We start from the raw sequence: 22,692 nt of genomic DNA on the forward strand, positions 1-22,692 counted from the left end.
GGGTCCCTCCGCCGGGCACGTGGGCGGGGCACGGAGACGGCCCCGCTGCCGGAACACGCCGGTGTGCGGGGCCTGTCCGGCGTCGCGGGCTCACTCCAGGGGGCAGACTTCGGAGACGGCTCTGAGGGAGCGCAAGCCGCTGCTGACCCGCTGGGCGTCGAGCTGGGCCGCCACCACGTCGGGGTGGACGTCCGGCTCGGGGCTCTTGCCCTGTTCCGCCTCGGCCTTGGTGGAGAAGTCCGACGACTGCCCGCGCAGCACGGACTCCACCTTCCCGTCGTCGGCCTTGTCGGCGGCGGCGTCCAGGTCGGCGGCCGACCGGCGGTATGCGGCGGCGAGGTCCGGGTGGGTGCGTACCTCGGTGTCGCGCAACGTGGCGTTGGCGGCGAGGGCCTCGGCGCAGCCCGCCGGCTTGCCGTCGCCGCCTCCGGTCGCCACGACGACGCCGGCGCCGGTGGCCGCAGCGACCGTGGCGGCGGCCACGGTGAGGCCCGCCTTGGTGGTGACGGTGGAGCCGAGCTTGGCGAGGAGACCGCCGGTCTTGCCGCCGCCCGACACCGCGGCCGGGGCCGCGACGGGGGAGGCGAGGAGCGCCAGGGCGGCGACGACGGCGGCCCGGTCGCCCTCCAGGACGTTGCGGGTCTGCTCCTCGGCGTGCAGGTGCTGGCGGTGCTCCTTGTCCAAGCCCCCGCGCAGGGCCGCGGTTCTGCCCAGGGCGTAGAGCTGGAGGGCGGTCTGCGGGGTGCCGGCGGTCAGCGCGACCGGTACGGCGGTGCGGACGAAGCGCGAGCCGAGGGCCCACTGGTGCGCGGCGTTGAGGGCCCGCGCGATCGCCAACAGAAGCCCGGGCTCCGGGAGTTGGGTCGTGCCGCCCGAGGTGAGCGCTTGCATCAGCCCCTCGGCGGCGGCGTCGGCGGGCGCACCGGTCCAGCCCAGCCGGCGGACGGCGGCCACGGCGTCGTCGGTGATCCGGTAGCTCTCGCCGTCGTAGGTCACCAGGCACCGGTCGTGCAGCTCGATGCCCGCGTAGGTGTCCTCCTGGTGGCCGGTGACGGCGGGGAACCACACGGCGGCCAGCGGGACGCCGAACGTCGCCAGTGCGACCAGTACACGGCGGGCAGGTTCGCTCAGGGCCACGGTCAGCGTCTCGGCCTGGTGCAGTGGGCTCAGCAGGGCAGGGTCGACGGGCGGCGGTGCCTCGTGTGGTTCGCGCACGGTGCGGGCCCGCCAGGCGTCCTGACCCTTGATGAACTCCGCGTACTGGCGCAAACGTTGGGGTCTGCCCTCGGAGAGCCGGTAGGCGTGCTCGAACTGGAGGTTGCGGAGCCCTTCGGGGCCGAGCTCCAGCCCGAGTTCGGCGCTGAGCAGCTCGATCGCCGCGGCCTGCCCGAGCGGCTGGACGTGGTGGGCGCCGGCTGTGTCCGGCAGGGTGAGGTGCTCCGAGGTGAACAGGAAGGTGCAGCCGGAGAAGGTCTGGAGGAGCCGGTTCAGCTCGTCCCGGCCCAACGGGCAGTCGAGGACGGTGAGATGCGTGCCGCGTACCTCGGCGACGGCAGCGCGCAACTCCGTCTCGTCCACCTCGCGCAAGAACCGCACGCCGAAGAACGCGGTGACCAGCTGTCGGTACAGGTCGTCCAGCGTGCCGGGGGAGTCGGCGCGGGGCCGCAGCACGTGTCCGCGCTGCCCGTCGGCCGCCAGCCGGTGGTGTACCGCGTCGGCGACCGCGCTCTTCCCCACGCCGGCGTGCCCGTAGAGCTGCACACTGGTTCCGTTGGTGAGCTGCGCGACCACCCGGGTGACGAGGTCGTCCCGGCCGGAGAGCCGGAGGGTCGCGGGCGCCGCCAGCAACGGTGCCTCGCGCAGCGGGAGTTCGGTCAGGCTGTCGGTCTCGATGAGTCCCTGCTCGGTGCAGACCACGTTGATGGTGTTGGCACCGGTGCTGATGTTCCCCTTGTTGTCGCCGTGCAGCACCGTCACCGAGCCCGGCCGGGCAGCGGCCTCGTCGGGCCGGGCGGCGTGCGGCGAGGTGTGCGGGGCGGCCGGGACGCTCTCGTCGTCCGGTGTGCCCTCGGGGGTACGCGTGTCGCCGCTCACCGGGCCTCCCGGCGGACGATGTTGGTCGCGCCGTGCCCTGTCGAGACGATGCCCGTCACGCTTCCGGAGACGTGCACGCCCGGCGTGGGGCCGGCGGGTGGCGGGGGCAGCAGTGCGGCGAGTTCGGCGCGGAGCCCGGGTGAGGACATCAGCGCCTGCCGGATGCGCAGCCGCAGGGCGGCCAGCGCGTCCTCGTCGCCGTCGGCCTCCGCCAGCTCGGCGACCGCCGCATCGATCGCCTCCGGCTCGGGCGCGCGCCGGCGCAGCCTGCCGAGCAGCCGCTGGCCCAGCCGCACGGTCGCCCCGGCGGCCTCCTCCTCGGCGCGCACCAGCACGGCGGCGCCGTAGGCGCTGACGGCCGCACCCACGGCGGGGACGACCTGATGCAGCAAGGTTTCGATCTCGGGCACGTGCAACCTCCGTCGGGCACGCCGGCGGGCTCTGGGCGCCCGCCGTCCGAAGGCGCCGGTCCGGTGGCCGTCCGGGAGCGGCGCAGCCCGGGCACAGTCGACTGACCCGGGTTCGCCTCCGATTGACCGCCGCTGACGCGCGTCCAGTGTCGTGGAGCCGGGCCCGGGAGTGGAAGATGTTTCTAGAAAATCGTTCCAGAAGGGCGAGCGGCCCGTACCGTGAACGCCGGAGCCCGGCGCCTCGGGGAGCAGGGGAGGACGCCGCACGAGAGACCGAGGACGCCTTCCGATGGGCCGGAAGCAACAGCGTGGGGAAGCCACCGTCGAACAGGTACTGGACGCAGCCTTGTGCGTGTACGCGGCGAGGGGCGAACAGGGCCTCACCGTCAGCGCGGTCACCGAGGCCAGCGGCGTCAGCCCCGGCAGCCTCTACCACCACTTCGGCAGCCTCGAAGGGCTCCTGGACGCGCTGACGATGCGCTGGCTCGGCCGGCTGCTGGACGCACTCGCCACCGCGCTGGAGCCGGCCCGCACCGCCCGCGCGGGTGTCCGCGCCCTCGTACGGGCCTACTTCGCCTTCGTCCGGGAACACCCGGAAGCGGCCCGGTTGGTGCACTCGGCCCGGGCCGACCACCACGGCATGGGCCACGCCGGGGAGATCCGCGACTTCCAGCAGGTACGGATCTCCTCGATCGCCGGGTGGGTCGGCGCCCGCCAGGCATCCGGCGAACTCGCCCCGCTGCCCGGCCCGTTGATCGAGAGCCTTGTCCTCGGACCGGTCGTCGGCGCGGCCCGGCGCTGGATCGCGGTCGGCGACATCGACCTGGACGAGGCCCTGCGTACCCTGCCCGAGCGCATCTGGCGCTCGGTGGCCCCGTAGGCGGTGGGCACTGTCCGCCCTCTCACGGCGGCTCGCACGCATGAGAAGTGCCGCATCGGGCAGCCGACAGGTGACCAGTGCAAGCGACAGGGCCACGGGGTGCGCGATGATCAGCGGAATCGGCAGTGGAACGAGTGGGGAGTGGGCCCGTGCGGTGGACGAGGAGGCCCGGCCCTCCACCGGCCCGGCGGACACGCCGTACGGCGGCGGCAGCGGCAGCGGGCTCGCGCGGATGGTGGTCGCCGGGATCGCGGTGGCCGTCGTCGCCGTGCTGAGCGTGCTGCTGTCCCGGTAGGACGGGGGCCTGCCGAACACCGGGCGGTGCGCGGTGAGTTGCGGACGCCCACGGCCGGTTGGGGTCATGTGCGGGCTCCCGTGGGCGCACATACCGTAACTCGCCGCCCCACGCGCCACGTTGCGCCCCCGGGCCCCAGCATCGTCGGTCGCGGTCACGCATGAACGGCGCACGGTGCTGGAGCCGAACGGGAGGCGTCGGGCCCGGAGTCGTGGTCACGGGTGAGCGGTGTGCGGGGCCGGGTGGTGCTCCGGGTGGTGGGTGGCCGGCTCACAGGTAGAGGCCGGCGCTCTCCCGGTCCTGGGGCGGTACCGAGGCCGGCGAGCGGCCCTTGCGCAGGGCGAACAGCTCGGCGAGCGTGGCGCCGTCCCGGCCGATGCCCTCCTCGGTGCCCAGCCAGGACACCGACTCCTCGCGGGAGAGCGGGCCGACCTCGATCCGGGCCAGACAGCGGCCCGGCCGGACGACCGCCGGATGCAGCCGCTCCAGCGCCTCGTTCGTGGTGACGCCCACCAGCACGTTGCGGCCCTGGCCCAGCAGCCCGTCGGTGAGGTTGAGCAGCCGGGAGAGCGCCTGGCCCGCCGCGTGCTTGGCCTCGCCGCGGATCAGTTCGTCGCAGTCCTCCAGGAGCAGCAGCCGCCAGCGGCCGGTCTCCGGCTCGTCGTCGTCCGCCCCGATGGCGATGTCCATGAGATAGCCGATGTTGTTGAACAGGTGCTCCGGGTCGAGCACGCAGTCCACCTGGCACCAGTCGCTCCAGGAGCGGGCCAGGGTGCGCAGTGCCGAGGTCTTGCCGGTGCCGGGCGGGCCGTGCAGCAGCAGGAGCCGGCCCGAGACGTCGTCCGGGGTGGTCTTCATGAGGCCGTCCATGGCCTCGGCCACGCGCGCCGTGTAGTTGCCGCGCACCTGTTCCCAGGAGCCGGCGCCGATGGTGCGCGAGGTGCGGCGCGGACCGCACATGGGGGAGTGGTACCAGAAGCCCATGGAGACCTGGTCGTCCTGCGGTTCCGGCTCGTCCTCCGCGCCGTCCACCGCCTGCTTCAGCCGCTGTTCGGCCAGTTCGCCGCTGACGGCCGTCACCGTCACCTCGGCGCCCCGGCTCCAGCGCGAGACCCGGGCCGTCCAGCCGTCGCCCTCCGCGAGGACGGAGCCGCGGCTGTCCTCCTTGGTCTCGCGCAGCACCCGGGCGCCCGGAGGCAGCAGCGTGCGGCCCTTCCTGACGCGGTCGATGCTGTGGCTGCGTGCGTAGGGCTGCTCGCCCACGGCGAAGCGGCCGAGGAAGAGCGCGTCGACGACGTCGCCGGTGGTGTTGCTGTCGTCGAAGTTCAGCCGGGTGGTCAGTGCCTGCTCCGGCGGGGCCGGAACGGAAGGCGCGGACGGAGCCGGGGCCGCCGTCCGGTCGTCGGGCCGGTGATCGGAGCGCTCGGAAGACATGGCCGCCATGATCCGTCATGGACACCGCGCGTGCACACCGGTTTCACGCCCTTGCCGCGCGCCCCGCCTGCCCGCCGCCTCCGCCGCGCGCCGCCCCGGCCCGCAACTCCTGTCCGCCCGCGTCCCGGCCCGCCCTCGTCCTGCCGAGCACCCGGCCGCGTCTCTCTCCCCCCCGGTGCCCGCCCGCGCTCCGGGCCGCGCGCCCGCCCGCCCCGGCGGCCGGCCCGTGCGGCCTCCCGCGACGGGTCGCGCCACCGTAGGCTGACCGGGCGCGCACCGCTTCCGGTGCCGCGTACGGCCGGTCCACGGGGGGGCGAGCGCGACCGGCCGCGCCGGATGTTCCCGGGGCCGGAGCCGTCGGGCCATGTTCCCGGGGCCGGCGCCGTCGGGTGGGCGAAGCGGGGGTGGGAGCTGTGGTGCAGGCCGCGCGATGGCGGCTGGTGTCCCTGCTGGCCTGCGGAGTCGTCCTGCTGGCCGTCGTCCTGGCCCTGTGCGGGGCACCGCCGGGCGGCCGGGGGCGCGACGGCGGCACCTCCGGCCCGGCGGGCACGGCCCTCGGCTGGGGGTTCACCCACACCGAGGCGAGCGCCGACGAGGGCGAGCCCGAAGCGCGGCGGCGCGCGGGCGCGCTGCTGAAGAAGACGGGTCTGCCGCAGAACCAGCACCTCATGGGCTGGGGCGCCGACAACCCCGAACCGGCTCCCGGGCGCTACGACTTCGCCTCGCTCGACCGGCGCGTGGCCCTGATGCGGCGCAGCACGGACACCCCCGTGCTCACCCTGTGCTGTGCGCCGGACTGGATGAAGAAGGGCGGCAGCGCCGGGCGCACCGACTGGTCGGAGCTGGAGACGGCGCCCGCGCCCGAACACTTCGACGACTTCGCCGCGCTGGCGGGCAAGGTGGCCCGGCGCTATCCGCAGATACGCCACTTCCTCGTGTGGAACGAGCTGAAGGGCTTCTACGACGACGGCGCACACCGCTGGGACCAGGAGGGCTACACACGGCTCTACAACCTCGTCTACACGGAGTTGAAGAAGGTCGCCCCCGGCATCCGCGTCGGCGGCCCGTACGTCGTCATGGACAGCGTGGCGGAGGACGACCACAACGCCTCGGACGTGACCGGGCCGTGGGGCGCCCTCGACCGGCGGGCCGTGGCGGCCCTGCGCTACTGGAACCGGCACCGCAAGGGCGCCGACTTCGTCGTCGTCGACGGCTCCAGCTACACCGCCGACGACCGCCTGGTGCCCGGCGCGTTCACGGCGACGGAGAAGCTGACCGACGTGAGCCGCTGGGTGCGCCGCGAGACGGGCCTGCCGCTGTGGTGGGCCGAGTGGTACGTGGAACCGGGCGACGAGGACGACCGCCGGGCCGGCTGGAGCGAGGCGCGGCGCACCGCAGTGCAGGCCGCCGCACTGATCGCGCTCGCCCGCGGGGGGACGGACACCGCCTTCTACTGGAACCCGCAGACCCGGACCCGGGACTGCCCGGGCTGTCTGTGGAGCAGCACCCGGTTCCGGGACGGCGGTGCCGAGCTGCCGATGATGCGGCTCCTCGCCCGGTTCGCCCGGGAGTTCCCGCCGGGCACCCGGTTCGCCGGGGTGCGGGCCGGATCCGGGGTGCGCGCGCTGGCAGCGGCCGGAGACGGCGGGGGCGACGGCGACGGTGACGGTGACGTGGGCACGGTGCTGGTGGTCAACACCCGTGCGCGGCACACCCGTACCGAGGTGGCGGGGCGCACCGTCGCTCTGGACCCGTACGAGGTGCGCTGGCTCGGCACCCGCTGAACACCGCACGGGCCCGGCGCTTCCTCGAACCTCCCGTCGCCCGGGCCGTGCTGCCCGGGCGTGCCGTTCAGGACAGCGTCACGAACCGCTGCACCAGGGCGGCGCACAGCAGCATCACCAGCGGCAGCGCGAACCAGAAGGACCCCTGGAGCCAGGCGTCCCGGCGCGGGCCGGGTCGCCCCGTCACCCGTACCGCCTCCCGCACCCCCAGCAGCGCCAGCAGCACGACGGCGGCGAAGGCGCCCGCGACCGAGTAGGGGTTCCAGGTGACGGTGGGCCCCGCGGGGCCCGGGTCGGGGGCGGGCGGTGCGCCGGGGCCCGGGTCGCGGAGCGTGTACAGCACGGCGTCCCCGTTGCGCAGTACCGGGCGCAGATCGTCCCGGGCGTCCAGCGCCGCGGTCATCTCCCGCTGCCAGCCGGCCGGATAGCCGGAGTCGAGATGCAGATAGGTCGACTGCCCGGAGTTGAGCAGCACATAGGAGCCGGGACCGGCCTCGCGCAGCTCCCGGGCCACCCGTGCCGCCGCTTCCGCCCCGCCCGGCCCGCGTGCCCCGCCCGCCAGGAGCGGCGCACGGAACGGGACGTACTCGATGCGCTCGGCGTCCCGCGCGCCCCACGGCATCGCCGGAGTGACGTCCTCCACCGGGTCGTTGCTCGGCCACAGCACGCGTGCGCTCGGCTCGTCGTGCGCGTACACGTACTCCAGCGCCGCCACCTCGCCCGGCCGCACCCGCTCGAACTGCTCGTTGCCCCAGCGCGCCACCAGGAAGCCGCCCATCAGCACCAGCCCGGCCAGCAGCGCGGCGACGGGCGCCCGCCACACCCGCCGCGCCGGGCCCGCCGACGGCTGCGGGAAGAGGCCCAGTGCGGCCAGCACACAGGCGGTCGGCGCGGCGAACAGGAACACGCGCAGGGCGATCTCACCGCCGTAGGACTGCGCACCGAAGGCCAGGAACGGTACGGCGGTGAGCACCAGCAGCGCCCGGTCCGAGATCCCCGAGCGCAGCCGCCGCAGCAGCCCGCACGCCGCGAGCGCCAGCGTGCCGGCGGCCAGCGCCACCCGGGCGTACAGCACCAGCTTGTGCACCTCGCTGCCGCCCTCGATCCGGCCCGCGACCGACGAGGAGACATTGCCGCCCAACCCGCCGATTCCGCCGAACAGTTCGTCGAAATGGCCCGACCAGAACGGCTCGGCGAGGAGACCCACCCAGGCCGCCAGCACCACCGCGCACAGCAGCGGAAGACCGCGCAGCGTACCGCGCCGCACCAGCAGCAGCCCGGCCAGCGAGCCCAGCATCACGAACGGCGTCAGCTGGTGCGCCGCCACCGCCGCGAGGAACAGGGCCAGCAGCACCGCCAGCAGCACTCCGCGCTCCAGCCGGCCCGAGGCCGCGGGGTCGGCCTCCCCGGGCTCACGGCCACCGCGCGGCCGGGCCGGTGCGCGGAACCACACCACCAGCAGGGCCACGAACAGCAGATGGAACAGATAGGTGAAGCCCTGCGGGGAGAAGTAGTCCTGGCCCACCCAGCCGCACAGCGCGAAGAACCACAGCGCGCACCACTTGGCCCGCCAGCCCGCCCGCACCGCACGCAGCAGCAGCGCCAGCGGGGCGAGGCAGGCCAGTTGGAGCAGCGTCGGCCACCAGCGCAGCAGCCCGGTGAGGTCGTCCACGCCCGCCGCCTGCGCGAGGAAGGCCGCGCCGGCGAAGAACCCCGGCCAGCTCCAGCGCGCGTCCAGATCCGGGACGGCCGTCCCGGTGCGCACGATGTGATCGACGAACCCCAGATGCTGCCACGCGGTGGCGAACCGCGGCATCGTCTCCAGCACCGCGGGCACCGCGTGCAGCGAGACGACGGTGGCGAGCAGCGTGCCGAGCAGCAGCGCCCGGTGCCGGCGGCCCAGCGCCAGCGCGCCCGCGAACACGCACACCAGCAGGGCCGCGCCCGCGAGCGTGCCGTACGGCAGCACCGTGACCAGGCCCAGCCCGCCCATCCGGGACAGCTCGGCCTCGCCCATGCCGCGCAGCGGCAGCCAGTACAGCGCCAGCGCCGCCGCCAGCAGCAGCCACAGCGCCGTGGCCGGCCGGCGGACGGCGGCGCGCAGCCGGGCGGTACGGCGCGGCCCCGGTGGCGGGGCGACGGGTGTGCCGTACGGCGGTGCGCCGGCACCCGGGCCCGCGTCGGGCTGCTCCGCCCGCAGATGCGCCAGCGGATCCTCGTCGTCCTCGGCCCAACTCGGCCCGGCACGAGGGGGGTCCACCTGCCGGTGGACGGTCTGCCACGGGGAGCCGTGGGCTGCCGGGAAGCCGTGGGTTGCCGGGAAGCCGTGGGTTTCCGGGGGGCCGTGGGCTGCCGGGGAGCCGTGAGTTGCCCGGGAGGGGTCGGCCGCGGGGTCCGGCCCGGCCACCTGGTCCCACCCGGCCGCCGGGGTGGGGCCAATGCCCTGGCCGGGCTCAGATTCCCGGGCGGGCTCGGCTTCCTGGGCGGGGTCGCCCTCTTGGCTGGGCGCGGCCTCCTGGGTGGGCTCGGCCTCTTGGCTGGGCGCGGCCTCCTGGGTGGGCTCGGCCTCTCGGCTGGGTCCGGCCTCTCGGTCGGGACCGGCCGCCGAGGTGGGCCCGGTCTCCCGTGCGGGAGCGTCGGCGGGGGAGGGCTCGGCCCCCTGGGCGCGTCCGGTCGCTTGAGCGGGACCCACCTGCTCGACTCCGTCGTCCGAACCGGGGACTCCGGGCCCTGCTCCGGGCGTTCGGTCCGCCCCGGGCCCGCCAGGTGTTCCGGGCCCGCCGAGTGCTCCGGCCGCTCCGGGCGTTCGGTCCGCCCCCGGCCCGCCGCAGGCTCCGGGCGTGCCGGAAGGCGGGACAGGGGTGCGCCCCCGGAGTACGGGATACAGCTTCGCGCCGGCGATCGCGGTGACCACGAGCAGGCTGCCCGTCTCCGCGAGGCCTGCCCCCGTCAGCCCCAGGTGCGGCAGCAGCACGAGTGTCGAGCCGAGCACCAGGACGCACAACAGGCCCTGGAGCGCGGCCAGTCCGAGGGTACGGCTGCGGGCGCGCAGCACCGCGTAGTACAGCTCGATCACCACCCGGAGCAGCGCGCCCACCGCGTACAGCCGCAGCAGGGGAGTGGCGGCCTCGGCGTATCCGGGGCCGAAGACGTGCAGGATCTGCGGTGCGAACAGGAAGAGCGCCCCGCACACCGGCAGCATGATGCGGACCATCCGGCCCAGCGCGGCCCGGCAGTTGCCGGCCAGCTGTTCCGGGCTGTGCGCCCCCTCGACCGTCAGCGACGAACCCATGTTCAGCGCCAGCAGGTTGACGGTGCCGCCGATGGTCGTCGTGATGTAGAAGTACGCGTTGTCGCTGGAGCTGACCTGGGAGGCGACGACGACCGGCACCAGGTAGACGACCGCGAGCGAGAACAGGGCCCCGGTGTAGTCGCCCGCCAGGAAGCGGCCCATCTCGCGCAGCCCCGCGGGGCGCGCCGTCCCCCGGGTCGCCGCCGTGTGCCGGGGCACGAGCCGCCGGAAGACCAGCCAGCCCAGCGGGATCGTCGACAGTCCGATCGCCAGGGCCCAGGAGACGAAGACGCCCGCCGCCGGGAGAGCCGTGGCCAGCACGATCAGCAGGACGAGCTTCCCCGTCAGGAAGACGGTGTTGCCCACCGGTACCCACCGCGCGCTGCGCAGCCCGGTGAGCACCCCGTCCTGGAGGGTGAGCAGCGACCAGCCGACCACGGCCAGCACGAACCCCAGCCCCGGCAGCAGGCCGTGCAGAAACCGGTAGGAGGGGCCCCAGTGGTCCAGCGTCGCCAGGAACACCAGTGCGGCGAGCGCGACGACCACCGAACTGGCCGCGTAGGTGCGGAGGATGAGCCGCCCCGTGGTCCGTCCGGCGACCGGGACGAAGCGGGCGAGCGCGCCGATCAGGGTGACGGCCGTCAGCCCGGCCAGGAACTTCATCGCCGCGACGGCGGCCGAGCCGCGGCCGACCGCGTCGTCGCTGTAGTAGCGGGCGGCGACGACCCAGTAGCCGAGGCCCAGCACGGCGGAGATCCCGGTGTTCACCATCAGCGCGTAGGCGTTCCGGAACAGCTGGCTGCCCGGGCGTGCGCCGGGCGCGCTCCGCGCACCGGCCGGGGCGTCCGGCGCCCCGGGTCCGGTGTCCGCCGTCGTCTGGGTCCTGGCCGTCGTGTCCGTCACTTCTGCCGGATTCCTCCGATGCGGTGGGGGGCCGCCGACGCCGCCAGGGCCGCGGCCCGGCGGGTGCGGCGGACCACGGCGTACCCCTTGCCCAGCGCCCGGTCCGGGGCGAAGTTCCGCCCCAGCGCCCGCCCTTCGAGCAGCCGCTCGAACTCCGCGGGGCCGGTGCTGCGCCGCACGGTCAGCCGCGTCAGCGCGTAGGGGCCCTGGCCCGGTCCCGCCAGGGTGTTGCCGACGGCGAGCGCCTGGTCGTAGCCGGACGCCCGCACCGCCCGGCGCACCCGGCGGCTGGAGTACCCGAACGGGTAGGCGAAGGAGACCGGCACCTCGCCCGTGGCCTCGGCGAGCAGTTCCCGGCAGCGGACCAGCTCGGTGCGCAGCTCCGGCTCGTCGAGCTGGTCGAGCTGGGGGTGTGTATGGCTGTGGCCGCCGATCTCCACACCGGCGGCGGCCAGTTCGCGCACCTGGTCCCAGGTGAGCATCGTGTCGAGCGCGCCGCCCGTGTGGTGCGGGCCCGGCAGCCATCCGGTGGTGACGAACAGGCTCGCGGCGAAGCCGTGCCGGGCCAGTTCGGGCAGCGCGTGGGTGTGCACACCGGCGTAGCCGTCGTCGAAGGTGAGCAGCACCGGGCGTGGCGGCAGCGGCCCGGCGCCGCGCCAGGCCGCGGCCAGCTGTGCCGTGGTGACGGGGGTGCAGCGGTGCGCCGCCAGCATCTCCAGCTGCTGGGCGAAGGCCGCCGGCGCGACGGACAGCCGCCGGGTGGCCCGCGCCGGACGGTCGGTGACGGCGTGGTACATCAACACCGGCACGGCCCCACCGCTCCTTGAACGCCCGCCTGCCGCATACCCGCCCGCACGCCTGCCTGCCGTACGGACGGCTGCCGTCTGCACGGCTGCCGCCCGCATGGCTGCCGTGCGCCTGCCTGCCGTACGCATGCCGGTCGCCGCCGCTTCCGTCCAACGCCCGGAAGCCGACCGGCCGTTGGACGGACGCTCCTCCGGGACTCCCGCCCGCGCCCCCGTCCGCTTCTCGGCGTCCTCCCGGACGGGTTCCGGGGCGTCGGGGAGGACGCCGGGAACCCGCGCGTCCGGCCCGACGGAGGCCGGGGCGTGCGGCGTGGCGGGAGCGACCGGCGCGACGGAAGCCGAGGTGCTCGGCCCGACGGCAGCCGAGGCAGGCGACGCGGCGGGGGCCTCCGGCCCGGCGCGGCCCCGGGCGAGCGCCCCGGCCCGGCCCAGCGCGTAGCCGGCGGCCGCCGCACCGGCCCCCAGCAGGATCGCTCCGGCGCGCCCCGCCCCGCCGGGCCGGCCCAGCAGGGCGTCGCGCAGGCCGCGCAGCACACCGAGGGGCAACACCCGGGTGGTGTAGGCCCGTTCGGTCGCCAGGCCGTCCCGGGCGCCGACCAGCCCGGCCACCCGGGCCTTGGACAGGCCCTCGGCGAAGCACCGGGACCGCAGATAGCCGGGCCGCGCCCGGACGCGCGGCACGCGGTGGTGGATGACGGCACGGTCGTCCACGAGCAGCACCGCCTCCGGCATCAGGCGGCGCAGCCGGATGCACAGCTCCGTCTCCTCGCAGCCCAGCGGCAGCCGTGCGCCGTCCCGGCCGATGCCGGTGGTGAACCCGCCGGCCGCCGCGAACACCGAACGCCGGAACGAGGCGTTGCCGCCGAGCACGTTGCGCACCGGGACCCGGCCGGGCGGATGCCCGCGGTAGGTGCAGCCCACGGCCCAGTCCAGTTCCTCGGGGAACCAGACGGGCCGCCGTCCGCCGTCCCAGGCGGGTTCGGTCCTCCCGCCGACGGCCAGCACCCGGGGGTCGTCGTAGGCGGCGACGAGGTGCCGCAGCCAGTCGGGTTCGGCGACGGCGTCGTCGTCCAGGAAGGCGATCAGCTCGCCCGTGGCGGCGGCGATCCCGGTGTTGCGCGCAGCGGACAGCCCGCGCGGGCCCGGATTGTCCACGACGGTGATCCCCGCGGCGGCCGCGCCCGCGCCGCCGTACCGCGCCCCGAGCCGGGCGAGCAGCCCGGGGCAGTGGTCGACGACGAGCAGCAGTTCGTGTGCCGGGTGGCGCTGCGCCCGCACCGAGGCGACGGCGGCGGCGATGTCGTGCCACCGCTCCTCGGTGTGGACGCAGATCACCACGGACACCGTCCCCGGCCGCGCGACGGCGGCCGGGGACGGTGCCGTCACGAGCCCTCCCGTGCCACGGCGGGTCTGCGCACCGCTGCGGGCACGCGCTGCCGCCGCCCGGCCGGCTCGCGCAGTATCACCCGCAGCACCCGCAGCCCGTCGCGGACCGCCCGCAGATTGCTGTCGCCGTGGATGCGCCGGTACTCGTGGCTGGGGATCTCCTGCACGCGGTAACCGGCCCGCACCACCCGGATGTTCATCAGCGTCTCGACCTCGAAGCCCGCGCAGTCCAGCGCGATCCGCTCCAGGCAGTGCCGCCAGAAGGCGTTGTAGCCGTAGCACAGGTCGGTGTAGCGGGCGCCGAACTTGCGGTTGACGAGCCCGGTCAGTACCCGGTTGCCGAGCTTGCGCACCGGCGTCATGTCGTCGGTGCCGCCGCCGTTGGCGAAGCGCGAGCCCTTGGCGAAGTCGGCGCCGCCGACCAGCGCGGAGACATAGGCGACGATCTCCCCGCCGTCCGCGGAGCCGTCGGCGTCGACCATCACCACGATCTCGCCGGTGCAGGCGGCGAACCCGGCGATCAGGGCGTCGCCCTTGCCCTTGCCGCGCTGGGTGACGACCTTGACGTCGGGCCGCAGCCGGCGGGCCACGGCCACCGTGTCGTCGGTGGAGTCCCCGTCCACCAGGACGACCTCGTGGATCCACTCCGGCAGCGAACCGAAGACGTACGGCAGGTTCTCCGCCTCGTTCATCGCCGGGATGACGACGCTGACCGGCGGTGCGATGGCCAGATGGCTGGAGATACGGCGGAAGTCCGCGGACACCCGGTCCCGGCCGGGTAACGGCTCCTCGCCGGATAACGGTCGCACGACGAACGTCATGGGTGTGTGCCCTCTCGTCCGGGGGGCCGCCTTCCCGGCGGCCCGGCGTAGTGACCGGTGCGAAAGGGGGGTTGTGCTCCGCGAGTGCGGAGCGCGTGCTCGTGTACCGTCCCGCGCGGCCCGCCGGCCGGTGCCCGCCGTGCGTCCGCACGGCGAACCGGTCGGCGGCACCCCCCAACCGCGCCCCGTACCCCGCCTCCGGCGTGGCCCTCCCCTGAGCCGGCCGGCGACGGTGCCCGCCGAAACGGGCGATACGAGTGGATTCAAGACGGTATTGGCGGACAGATACGGTTGGCAATACCTCACTCGTAAGTGACCGGTTTTGTCGGCCTGTTGCGGTGATGCGGTGTTCACCGGTTCCGGAGTGCCCGCGGGTGTGCCGTCTCCCGTCCCTCCCGGGGCTCTCCCGTCACGCGCCGCCGGCCCCGCCCCGCCGCCCGGTGCGTACCGAACCGGCCGCCTTGAGCAACCGGTCGGCGGGGCCGAACAGTTCGGGCCGGGCGACGACCGTGTTCCGCAGGGCCCGCACCGGCGCACGCCGCGCCCGGTGCCCCAGCGCCACCGGGTGCCGCCGCGTCAGCCAGCCCTCGTACACGGGGATCTCCCGCGTCTTGAGCTGATCCTTGTACTCCTTGCGGCCCCGGCCCAGATCGAGCAGGGTGACGCCCTCGGCCGCCGCGGCCTCCGCCATGCGCAGATGCATCACGAGGCCGGGCGAGAACCGGCCGAACTCCGGGTCGTAGGCCGGGAACCAGCAGGTGTGCACCACCCCGGTGCGCAGCCCGAAGTGCGCGGCGACCGGCCGGTCCCCGGCGTACAGCACCGACAGCCGGCCCGCGAAGCCGTCCGGCGCCGGCCGGGCGCGGGAGTGGAAGAGATGGTGCAGCAGCCGGACGATCCAGGGGCGCGCGAAGCGGTCGCTGCGCCCGGTGCGCCGGTACTGCGCCGACTTCCACGCCATCAGCGTCTCCAGCATCCGGGGATCGCGCTCGTCGTGCACATAGCGCACGGTCCCCGCCTGCCGCCCCAGCCTGCGTTCCTTGGCCAGCGTCGTACGGACGAACTTCGGTGACCGCTCGCGCAGTCCGGCCAGATAGGCGTCGAACCCCTGGCCGAGATCGAGGACGGGCGAGCCGTGCGCCGCCGTCACCCCCTGAGCGAGGCCGGGCTGGCCGTGCGCCAGGTGGTCGAACTCCCACACCGCCAGATCACAGGCCCGCAACAGTTCCCGCCCGGAACAGCGGAACCCGGCCCTGTGCACCATGCCCTGGCAGTCGGAGAGCCCCAGCCCGGCGGCGCGCCCCACGCCCAACGCCCCGCGCTGGTACGGGAAGTAGGCGGCGGGTTCCCCGTCGCCGTCCCGTACGACGGCGATCCGGACGTCCGGACGGCAGCGGCCGAGCGCCAGGGCGAACTCCGGTGCCAGAAACGGGTTGGCCAGCTGCGGCGCACCGTGTGCGGGCGCCTGCGCCTGGAGCGCCGACCACGCCGTCCGGTCGGCCGCGGACAGCTCTCCCGTACGGCAGACGGTGATCTCCATCTCACCCGTCCCGCCGCACGCCCGGGCTCTCCAGCCGGTCACCGCCGCCCTCCTCTCCGCCCGGCACCGGGGCCGGAGCGCCCGGTGCCTCGTAGGGCCCGGCCGCCCCGGGGCCGCCTGTGCCGTCCGCCGTGCCGCCCGCCGCACGGACGGTGCCGCCCGCGCCGCGCGTACCGCCCGCACCGATCGCGCGGGCCGCCAGCCCGGCCAGGCTCAGCGCGCCGACGGCGACGACCCCGCCGCGCGCCGACCACGCGTGCGTCGCGAGCATGAGCTGCGCGGTCAGCAGGTCGACCGCCAGGGCGCCGACGAGGGCGACGACCGTCCGGCTGAGCGGGTCGAGCCGGGGCAGCGCCGCGGCCAGCGCGGTGGCGGGCGCCGCCAGCAGGAAGAACACGGTGAACGGTGCGCGGAGCACCGAGGTGCCGTCCGTGAGGGCGAGGGCGGCGCCCACGCCCGCGACGGCGGTCGCCGCCCCCGCGAGCAGCGCCCGGGAATCGCCCCCGGCACGTGCCCGTCCGGAACGGTCATGGATGTACTGATCGTGCGACATGTTCTGCATTGGTGGCCGGCCCCCCGGTATGCCCCCCGACGCGCAGGATGCGCTCATCGCGTCCTCAATCTGGCGCGACGGGAGTCGGGCGTCAAGCGCGCGCGGGCGCCGCGGACGGTCCCGCCGCCGGTCGCGGCAGGTTCCGGTTGCACCGGGGGCGCACGGAGGCGCGGCGGTGGCGTGATGGCGGTGTGGTGGCCGTGTGGAGCCCTCGATGCCTTGTCGGAGGGGCTCTCCCCGGCAGGTGCCGCCGGGCGCCGCCGAGTGCTGCGGGGTACGGCCGGGCGCCCGTGCGCGACGTCCGTGTTCGTCAACCGCCCCGTGGGGCAGGTGAATCAGATGACCGGGATACACGAGTGTCGTAGTCGGGAGATAGGGTTACTCTGCCCGGGCCGGGTGCCCTCGTACGGGTGGGGAGTGTCATGGAACAGATAACAATGAGCAGCAGAGCACGCGTACCCGCGATCACATGCGGGACGGGCGCGACGAGTTCGCGTCTCGACCGGCATCTTTCCGTGCTCGCCGGCCCCGCCGTCCCGCACGTCGAGACGGAGGAGGCGACGACGCTGATGCGAGAGATCACACAGCGCGACGCCGCCGCGAGCCGGAAGGGGAACCGCGGAGCGCGGGTCTCGCTGTTCGCTCCGCTGCGCAAGCTGCGCCGAACCCTCTTCGGCGGGCGGAGCTGAGGCGGGCCGCCGGATCGTGTCACACGGTCCGTGCGGCCCGTCGCCGACAGGGGCCGGCTTCGTGGGAGCCGGCTCCCCGGCCCCTCCCCGCACCCGGCCGCCGTACCCGGCCCCCCGCGCCCGGTCCCACCGCCGTCGGCGTGATGAGCTGATCCCGCCCGGATCCCCCTGATTTTCCCCGGCTCCCCTCCCGTTCGGCCCGCTTCGCCCGCGTATCCCGGCCTCTCCCGCTTTCTGTCTGCTCTGCCCGGTCCCACCCGGCTTCCCGGCCGGATGCTCCGCCCCGCTCCGGGATGTGCACCGCCCGGCCGATCCCGGCACCCGGCCCTCAGTCCGTGACGTTCTCCAGCGTGACGGAGAACGCGAACCGGTCCCCGCGGTAGTGGATCCGGACGACGTCCACCACCGCGCCGTCCTCGTCGTACGTCAGGCCCGTGTAGTAGAGGATCGGGCTCAGCAGCGGGACCTCCAGCAGCCGGGCCGTCTCCGGATCGGCCAGCCGCGCCTCCACCGTGTCGGTGATCCGGCTGATCCGCACGCCCACCCGGTCCCTGAGCACCTTCGTCATGGGCAGGCCCCGGGCCAGGTCCTCGGGGTCGATCCGCGCCGCCACATCCGAACGGATCAGATTCACCGCCCAGTTGACCGGTTCGCCGCTCTCCCGGTCCCGGCGCAGCCGGCGGTAGGCCGTCGCCTCGCGCCGGCCGGGAAAGTGCTCGGCCAGCTCGGCCGGCACCGGTTCGCTCCCGTGGCCCAGCAGCGTGGTGTGCTCGCCCGACTGCTGGGCCACGATCGCGTCCACGGAGCCGAGCAGCCGCACCGGGCGGGCGCGGCGCACATCGGGCTCGATGAAGGTGCCGCGCCGCCGGTGCCGGGTGATCAGCCCCTCGGTCTCCAGCTCCTTGAGCGCCTGGCGCATGGTGAGGACGCTGACGCCGTAGTGGCGGGCCAGTTGGTCCTCGGGCGGCAGCCGGTCCGGGGCCTGCGGGGGGCGGCCGAGTATGGAGGCGCGCAGCGACTGGGACACCTGGTACCAGAGGGGAAGCTTGCGATTCAGCTCCACCGGGTCCGGCACGAACGCCAACTGCTGCCTCCCGCCGAAGAAAACGCCCCCAAGCTACCAGTGCGGTACCGGGCCGGCCCGGGCGGTGTCCGCTCAGTCCGCCGCGAAGTGCCTCTCCAGGCCCTGCCACACGCGGTCGTAGTCCGGCTGGAGATGTGCGGCCTGCCGGGCCTGCCGGGTCACCGCGACCGGCCAGCGGGTCTCGAACATGAAGGCCAGCCCGTCGTCGATCTTCTGCGGGGCCAGTTCGGCGGCCGAGGCGCGCTCGAAGGTCTCCCGGTCGGGCCCGTGCGCGGACATCATGTTGTGCAGCGAGCCCCCGCCCGGCACGAAGCCGCCCTCGCCGCCGGCCTTCGCGTCGTAGGCGCCCTCGATCAGGCCCATGTACTCGCTCATCACGTTGCGGTGGAAGTACGGCGGCCGGAAGGTGTCCTCGCCCACGAGCCAGCGCGGCGCGAACACCACGAAGTCGACGCCGGCGAGCCCCGGGGTGTCCGAGGGCGCGGTGAGGACGGTGAAGATCGACGGGTCGGGGTGGTCGTAGCTGATGGAGCCGAGGACGTTGAAGCGGCGCAGATCGTAGACGTAGGGCACGTGGTTGCCGTGCCAGGCGACCACGTCCAGCGGTGAGTGCCCGTAGACGGCCCTCCAGAGTCTGCCGCAGAACTTGTTGACCACCTCGACGGGGCGCTCGACGTCCTCGTAGGCGGCGACCGGCGCGCGGAAGTCCCGTGCGTTGGCGAGCCCGTTGGCGCCGATGGGGCCCAGATCGGGCAGGACGAAGGGCTGCCCGTGGTTCTCGCAGATGTAGCCGCGGGCGTCCTGATCGAGCAGCTCGACGCGGAAGCGCACCCCGCGCGGGACGAGCGCGACCTCGCCGGGTGCGGCACGCAGCAGCCCGAACTCGGTGCGCAGCAGCAGCCCGCCGCGCTGCGGAACGATGAGCAGTTCGCCGTCCGCGTCGCTGAACACCCGGTCGGTCATGGAGACATCGGCCGCGTAGAGGTGGATCGTCATGCCGCAGCGCTGTGCGGCGTCGCCGTTGCCGCCGAGCGTCCACAGCCCGTCCAGGAAGTCGGTGCCGGCCGCGGGTTCGGGCAGCGCGCCCCAGCGCAGGCGGTTGGGGTCGAGCACGGCGTCGGCGAAGGGCGCGGAGGTCAGCGCCGGGATCTCCGTCTCGCCGTGGACGGGTTCGAAGCGCGGGTGCGCGGCCGAGGGGCGGATGCGGTACAGCCACGAGCGCCGGTTGCGGGCGCGCGGCTCGGTGAAGGCGCTGCCGCTGAGCTGTTCCGCGTACAGCCCGAGGGGCGCGCGCTGCGGCGAGTTGCGCCCCAGGGGAAGTGCGCCGGGCACGGCCTCGCTGCTGTGTTCGTTGCCGAAGCCGTGCAGATGGGGGAGCGCTTCGGCCGTTGTGCGTGCCTGTTCGCGTACCGCCTGCTCGGTGGTGCCGGTGCCGTTCGTGCCGGGTGCGGATGAACGCATGGCCAACTCCCGCCGGGTGAAGGAATCCTGTGCACGAACATAGGAATTGACCGTCGCCCCGTCAACGGATCCGCTGAACCACCCTTCTGAGCTGGGCTTTTGCTCATAGTGTTCACGGCTGAACACCTTGTGGCCGGATTCGGGCCGCCCCTACGGTCATCCGGACCGCCGTGCAGGGCGGGTGGTTCGACGGTGAACGCAGAGGTGACCCGATGCTGGCGATGCTGGGCTTCCTCATGATCGCGACCTTTCTGACGCTGATCATGACGAAGCGGATGTCGCCGATGGCGGCGCTCGTGCTGATCCCCGCGCTCTTCTGCGTGCTCGCCGGGCAGGCCACCGGCCTCGGGGACCACGTCCTCAAGGGCATCGGCGAACTGGCGCCCACCGCCGCGATGTTGATGTTCGCCATCGTCTACTTCGGCGTGATGATCGACGTCGGCCTCTTCGACCCGGTGGTCCGGCTCATCCTGCGGTTCTGCAAGGCCGATCCGATGCGGGTCGTCGTCGGCACCGCGCTGCTCGCGGCCGTGGTCTCGCTGGACGGCGACGGCTCCACCACCTTCATGATCACCGTCTCCGCCATGCTGCCGCTCTACCGCCGGCTGCGGATGAGCGTGCTGGTGATGACCGGTGTGGCCGCCACCGCCAACGGCGTGATGAACACCGTGCCCTGGGGCGGACCGACCGCGCGGGCCGCCTCGGCGCTCAAGCTGGACCCGGCCGAGATCTTCGTGCCGATGGTGCCGGCGCTGGCCGTCGGGCTCTGCTGCGTCCTGCTGCTGGCCTGGGGCCTGGGGCTGCGCGAACGCCGGCGGCTCGGGACCCTGACGCTCCGGAAGTTCGCCCACGAGGCCGGGGAGCGCACCGGGACGGTCGCCGCGCGGCCCCACGCCCGCGCGGGCGGCGGCTCCGGCGCCCCGGCAGCCGCGTCCGGCGGAGCGGATGCCACGGAAGAGGCGGGGGAGACGGCACCGGCACAGGGGACGACCGGCGCGGGGGAAGCGAAGGGAGCGGCCGGCACGGCGGGCACGCCGGAAGCGGCGCACCCGGACCTCGGGCTCGACCCGTACCGTGCCACCCTGCGCCCGAAACTCCTCTGGTTCAACGCCGCGCTCACCGTCGCCCTGCTGGCCGCGCTGATCACGCAACTGCTGCCGATCCCGGTGCTCTTCCTGCTCGGCGCCGCCGTCGCGCTGACCGTCAACTTCCCGCGCATGGCCGATCAGAAGGCCCGGATCGCCGCGCACGCCGACAACGTGCTCAACGTCGCCGGCATGGTCTTCGCCGCGGCCGTCTTCACCGGTGTGCTCACCGGCACCGGCATGGTGGACGAGATGGCCCGGACCCTCGTCGGCGCGCTGCCCGACGGGCTCGGCCCGTACATGACGGTCGTGACGGGCGTACTGAGCATCCCCTTCACCTACTTCATGTCCAACGACGGCTTCTACTTCGGGATCGTCCCGATCCTCGCGGAGGCCGGTGCCGCGCACGGTGTTCCTCCCGTGGAGATCGCCCGGGCCTCGCTCGTCGGGCAGGCGCTGCACATGTCCAGCCCGCTGGTGCCCGCGGTCTATGTACTCATCGGCATGGCCAAGGTCGAGTTCGGGGACCACACCCGGTTCACCGTCACGTGGGCCTCCCTCACCTCGCTCGTGGTACTGGGCGCCGGGCTGCTGTTCGGCATCCTGTGAGCGGGGGCGCGCGACCCGGGGCGCGGGCCGCGGCCCGGGGCGGACACCGGGGCGCCGGGGCGGCACCAGCGGGCCCCGGCAGAGGTACTGACACCGAGGTGACCGGCCAGTAAGTTTGCCTTCCATGAAGGCACATGACGCCCTGTACATCGACGGCGCCTGGCGCCCCGCGGAAGGCGGCGCGACGCTGGAGGACACCAACCCCGCCGACGGCACCCCGCTGGGCGCCGTCCCGGCCGGCGGCCCCGCGGACATCGACGCCGCCGTCCGTGCCGCCCGCGCCGCACTGCCCCAGTGGTCGCCGACGGCCCCCGCCGAGCGGGCGCGGCTGCTCTTCCGGCTCCGCGACATCCTCCAGGAACGCGGCGAGGAGACCGCCGCCCTGGTGACGGCCGAACTCGGCTCCCCGCTCACGCTCTCACGCAAGGTGCACACCGCCGTCCCCGTCCTCGTCTGCGGCAGCTACGCCGAACTGGCGGGCTCCTTCGCCTTCGAGGAGGAGAGAGGCAACTCGCGGGTGCTGCGCGCGCCCGTCGGGGTCGTCGGCGCCATCACGCCCTGGAACTACCCGCTGCACCAGATCGTCGCCAAGGCCGCGCCCGCGCTCGCCGCCGGCTGCACCATGGTGCTCAAGCCGGCCGAGGACACCCCGCTGGTCGCCCAGCTGTTCGCCGAGGCCGTGGACGAAGCGGGCGTCCCCGCCGGGGTGTTCAACCTCGTCACCGGGCTCGGCCCGGTCGCCGGGCAGGCGCTCGCCGAGCACGACGGCATCGACCTGCTGTCCTTCACCGGCTCCACCGCCGTCGGACGCAAGGTCGCCGCGCTCGCCGCCGGCGGCGTCAAACGGGTCGCGCTGGAACTGGGCGGCAAGTCCGCCAACGTCATCCTGCCGGGCGCCGACCTGAACCGCGCGGTCCGCACCGGCGTCGCGAACGTGATGTCCAACTCCGGCCAGACGTGCAGCGCCTGGACGCGGATGCTCGTCGACGCGGACCGCTACGACGAGGCCGTCGCGCTCGCCGCCGAGTCCGCGGCGAAGTACGAGCCGGGCGACCCGGGCGAGGAGAGCACCCGCATGGGCCCCCTCGTCAACGCGAAACAGTACGAGCGTGTCACCGGCTACATCCGCCGCGGCCAGGAGGAGGGCGCCCGGCTGGTGACCGGCGGCGCCGAACGGCCGGCGGGCCGCGACCGCGGCCACTATGTGCGCCCCACCGTCTTCGCCGACGTCACCCCGCAGATGACCATCGCCCAGGAGGAGATCTTCGGCCCGGTGCTCTCGGTGATGCGGTACGAGGACACCGAGGAGGCGCTGCGCATCGCCAACGGCACCGTCTACGGGCTGGCCGGCGCCGTGTGGTCCGAGGACCGGGACGAGGCCGTCGCCTTCGCCCGGCGCATGGACACCGGGCAGGTCGACATCAACGGCGGACGCTTCAACCCGATGGCGCCGTTCGGCGGCTGGAAGCAGTCCGGCGTCGGCCGCGAACTGGGCGAGTACGGTCTGGAGGAGTACCTCCAGACCAAGTCGCTCCAGCTGTGAGCCCCGGCGGGCGCCCCGGCCGC

16 protein-coding genes and 1 pseudogene are annotated in these 22,692 nt (G+C 74.5%); 6 read left to right on the forward strand and 11 right to left on the reverse strand.

Annotation, left to right across the window (positions count from 1 at the left end):
* Positions 1–90: 90 nt before the first annotated feature.
* On the reverse strand, positions 91–2,094 hold the full coding sequence (locus SCA03_RS18505; protein WP_030893492.1) for an ATP-binding protein: 2,004 nt from the start codon (positions 2,092–2,094) through the stop codon (positions 91–93).
* Entirely contained in the window at positions 2,091–2,504 is a 414-nt protein-coding gene (locus SCA03_RS18510; protein WP_051846805.1) for a hypothetical protein, read from the reverse strand. Before SCA03_RS18510 ends, SCA03_RS18505 begins: the two co-directional genes overlap by 4 nt.
* A gap of 289 nt (positions 2,505–2,793) precedes the next feature.
* Here SCA03_RS18510 and SCA03_RS18515 point away from each other — a divergent pair, with 289 nt between their 5' ends.
* Positions 2,794–3,384 (forward strand): TetR/AcrR family transcriptional regulator, encoded by a 591-nt coding sequence (locus tag SCA03_RS18515; protein ID WP_030876662.1) that lies wholly within the window; start codon positions 2,794–2,796, stop codon positions 3,382–3,384.
* Positions 3,385–3,490: 106 nt separating this feature from the next.
* Positions 3,491–3,679 carry a hypothetical protein gene (locus tag SCA03_RS18520; RefSeq protein ID WP_141275505.1) on the forward strand — a complete coding sequence of 63 codons (189 nt, stop codon included), beginning with the start codon at positions 3,491–3,493 and terminating at the stop codon, positions 3,677–3,679.
* Between the two features lie 270 nt (positions 3,680–3,949).
* Here the strand turns inward: SCA03_RS18520 and SCA03_RS18525 are convergent, their stop codons facing one another.
* On the reverse strand, positions 3,950–5,113 hold the full coding sequence (locus SCA03_RS18525) for a DUF5925 domain-containing protein (RefSeq protein WP_371863958.1): 1,164 nt from the start codon (positions 5,111–5,113) through the stop codon (positions 3,950–3,952).
* 413 nt (positions 5,114–5,526) lie between these two features.
* Between SCA03_RS18525 and SCA03_RS18530 the strand changes: the two genes are divergently transcribed.
* On the forward strand, positions 5,527–6,897 hold the full coding sequence (locus tag SCA03_RS18530; RefSeq protein WP_086817509.1) for a glycoside hydrolase family protein: 1,371 nt from the start codon (positions 5,527–5,529) through the stop codon (positions 6,895–6,897).
* A 67-nt stretch (positions 6,898–6,964) separates the two neighbouring features.
* Here SCA03_RS18530 and SCA03_RS18535 read toward each other — a convergent pair whose 3' ends face one another.
* The 6 genes and pseudogenes from SCA03_RS18535 to SCA03_RS18555 form a co-directional block, all read right to left on the reverse strand.
* Positions 6,965–11,092 (reverse strand): lipopolysaccharide biosynthesis protein, encoded by a 4,128-nt coding sequence (locus SCA03_RS18535; protein WP_230988799.1) that lies wholly within the window; start codon positions 11,090–11,092, stop codon positions 6,965–6,967.
* Complete coding sequence (locus SCA03_RS36335) at positions 11,089–11,889, reverse strand: polysaccharide deacetylase family protein (protein ID WP_230988810.1); 801 nt, start codon at positions 11,887–11,889, stop codon at positions 11,089–11,091. The genes SCA03_RS18535 and SCA03_RS36335 overlap by 4 nt, the downstream gene beginning before the upstream one ends.
* 900 nt (positions 11,890–12,789) lie before the next feature.
* Positions 12,790–13,284 (reverse strand): annotated as a pseudogene (locus tag SCA03_RS37015) (glycosyltransferase family 2 protein); the annotation flags it as partial.
* On the reverse strand, positions 13,281–14,105 hold the full coding sequence (locus tag SCA03_RS18545; RefSeq protein ID WP_030876672.1) for a glycosyltransferase family 2 protein: 825 nt from the start codon (positions 14,103–14,105) through the stop codon (positions 13,281–13,283). The pseudogene SCA03_RS37015 and the gene SCA03_RS18545, both read right to left, overlap by 4 nt.
* Before the next feature lie 409 nt (positions 14,106–14,514).
* The gene (locus tag SCA03_RS18550) at positions 14,515–15,645 is read right to left on the reverse strand and encodes a GNAT family N-acetyltransferase (protein ID WP_086817209.1); all 1,131 of its coding nucleotides are present in this window, start codon (positions 15,643–15,645) and stop codon (positions 14,515–14,517) included.
* Between the two features lies 1 nt (position 15,646).
* Positions 15,647–16,198, reverse strand: a complete 552-nt coding sequence (locus tag SCA03_RS18555) for a hypothetical protein (RefSeq protein ID WP_141275506.1) — start codon at positions 16,196–16,198, stop codon at positions 15,647–15,649.
* A gap of 422 nt (positions 16,199–16,620) precedes the next feature.
* Here SCA03_RS18555 and SCA03_RS18560 point away from each other — a divergent pair, with 422 nt between their 5' ends.
* Positions 16,621–16,887, forward strand: coding sequence for a hypothetical protein (locus SCA03_RS18560; protein WP_030876680.1), 267 nt, complete (start codon positions 16,621–16,623; stop codon positions 16,885–16,887).
* A 328-nt stretch (positions 16,888–17,215) separates the two neighbouring features.
* Here the strand turns inward: SCA03_RS18560 and SCA03_RS18565 are convergent, their stop codons facing one another.
* Both SCA03_RS18565 and hmgA read right to left on the reverse strand, forming a co-directional pair.
* The gene (locus SCA03_RS18565; protein WP_030876683.1) at positions 17,216–17,971 is read right to left on the reverse strand and encodes a GntR family transcriptional regulator; all 756 of its coding nucleotides are present in this window, start codon (positions 17,969–17,971) and stop codon (positions 17,216–17,218) included.
* A gap of 72 nt (positions 17,972–18,043) precedes the next feature.
* A complete protein-coding gene (gene hmgA / locus SCA03_RS18570; protein WP_086817637.1) occupies positions 18,044–19,432 on the reverse strand; it encodes a homogentisate 1,2-dioxygenase in 1,389 nt (462 codons plus the stop codon).
* Between the two features lie 212 nt (positions 19,433–19,644).
* Here hmgA and SCA03_RS18575 point away from each other — a divergent pair, with 212 nt between their 5' ends.
* Together SCA03_RS18575 and SCA03_RS18580 are read left to right on the forward strand one after the other, a co-directional pair.
* Positions 19,645–21,126 (forward strand): CitMHS family transporter, encoded by a 1,482-nt coding sequence (locus SCA03_RS18575; protein ID WP_086817636.1) that lies wholly within the window; start codon positions 19,645–19,647, stop codon positions 21,124–21,126.
* Between the two features lie 124 nt (positions 21,127–21,250).
* The gene (locus SCA03_RS18580; protein WP_141275507.1) at positions 21,251–22,669 is read left to right on the forward strand and encodes an aldehyde dehydrogenase family protein; all 1,419 of its coding nucleotides are present in this window, start codon (positions 21,251–21,253) and stop codon (positions 22,667–22,669) included.
* Positions 22,670–22,692: the final 23 nt, after the last annotated feature.

The sequence above is a fragment of the Streptomyces cacaoi genome (assembly GCF_006539165.1).
Taxonomy (GTDB): Bacteria; Actinomycetota; Actinomycetes; order Streptomycetales; family Streptomycetaceae; genus Streptomyces; species Streptomyces cacaoi.

Excerpts from the sequence above, each read along its gene's own strand:
- SCA03_RS18515 (WP_030876662.1), top strand. The coding sequence starts at position 2,794 with ATGGGCCGGAAGCAACAGCGTGGGGAAGCCACCGTCGAACAGGTACTG.
- SCA03_RS18520 (WP_141275505.1), top strand. The coding sequence starts at position 3,491 with ATGATCAGCGGAATCGGCAGTGGAACGAGTGGGGAGTGGGCCCGTGCG.
- SCA03_RS18525 (WP_371863958.1), bottom strand. The coding sequence starts at position 5,113 with ATGTCTTCCGAGCGCTCCGATCACCGGCCCGACGACCGGACGGCGGCC.
- SCA03_RS36335 (WP_230988810.1), bottom strand. The coding sequence starts at position 11,889 with ATGTACCACGCCGTCACCGACCGTCCGGCGCGGGCCACCCGGCGGCTG.
- SCA03_RS18545 (WP_030876672.1), bottom strand. The coding sequence starts at position 14,105 with ATGACGTTCGTCGTGCGACCGTTATCCGGCGAGGAGCCGTTACCCGGC.
- SCA03_RS18550 (WP_086817209.1), bottom strand. The coding sequence starts at position 15,645 with ATGGAGATCACCGTCTGCCGTACGGGAGAGCTGTCCGCGGCCGACCGG.
- SCA03_RS18555 (WP_141275506.1), bottom strand. The coding sequence starts at position 16,198 with ATGTCGCACGATCAGTACATCCATGACCGTTCCGGACGGGCACGTGCC.
- SCA03_RS18560 (WP_030876680.1), top strand. The coding sequence starts at position 16,621 with ATGGAACAGATAACAATGAGCAGCAGAGCACGCGTACCCGCGATCACA.
- hmgA (WP_086817637.1), bottom strand. The coding sequence starts at position 19,432 with ATGCGTTCATCCGCACCCGGCACGAACGGCACCGGCACCACCGAGCAG.
- SCA03_RS18575 (WP_086817636.1), top strand. The coding sequence starts at position 19,645 with ATGCTGGCGATGCTGGGCTTCCTCATGATCGCGACCTTTCTGACGCTG.
- SCA03_RS18580 (WP_141275507.1), top strand. The coding sequence starts at position 21,251 with ATGAAGGCACATGACGCCCTGTACATCGACGGCGCCTGGCGCCCCGCG.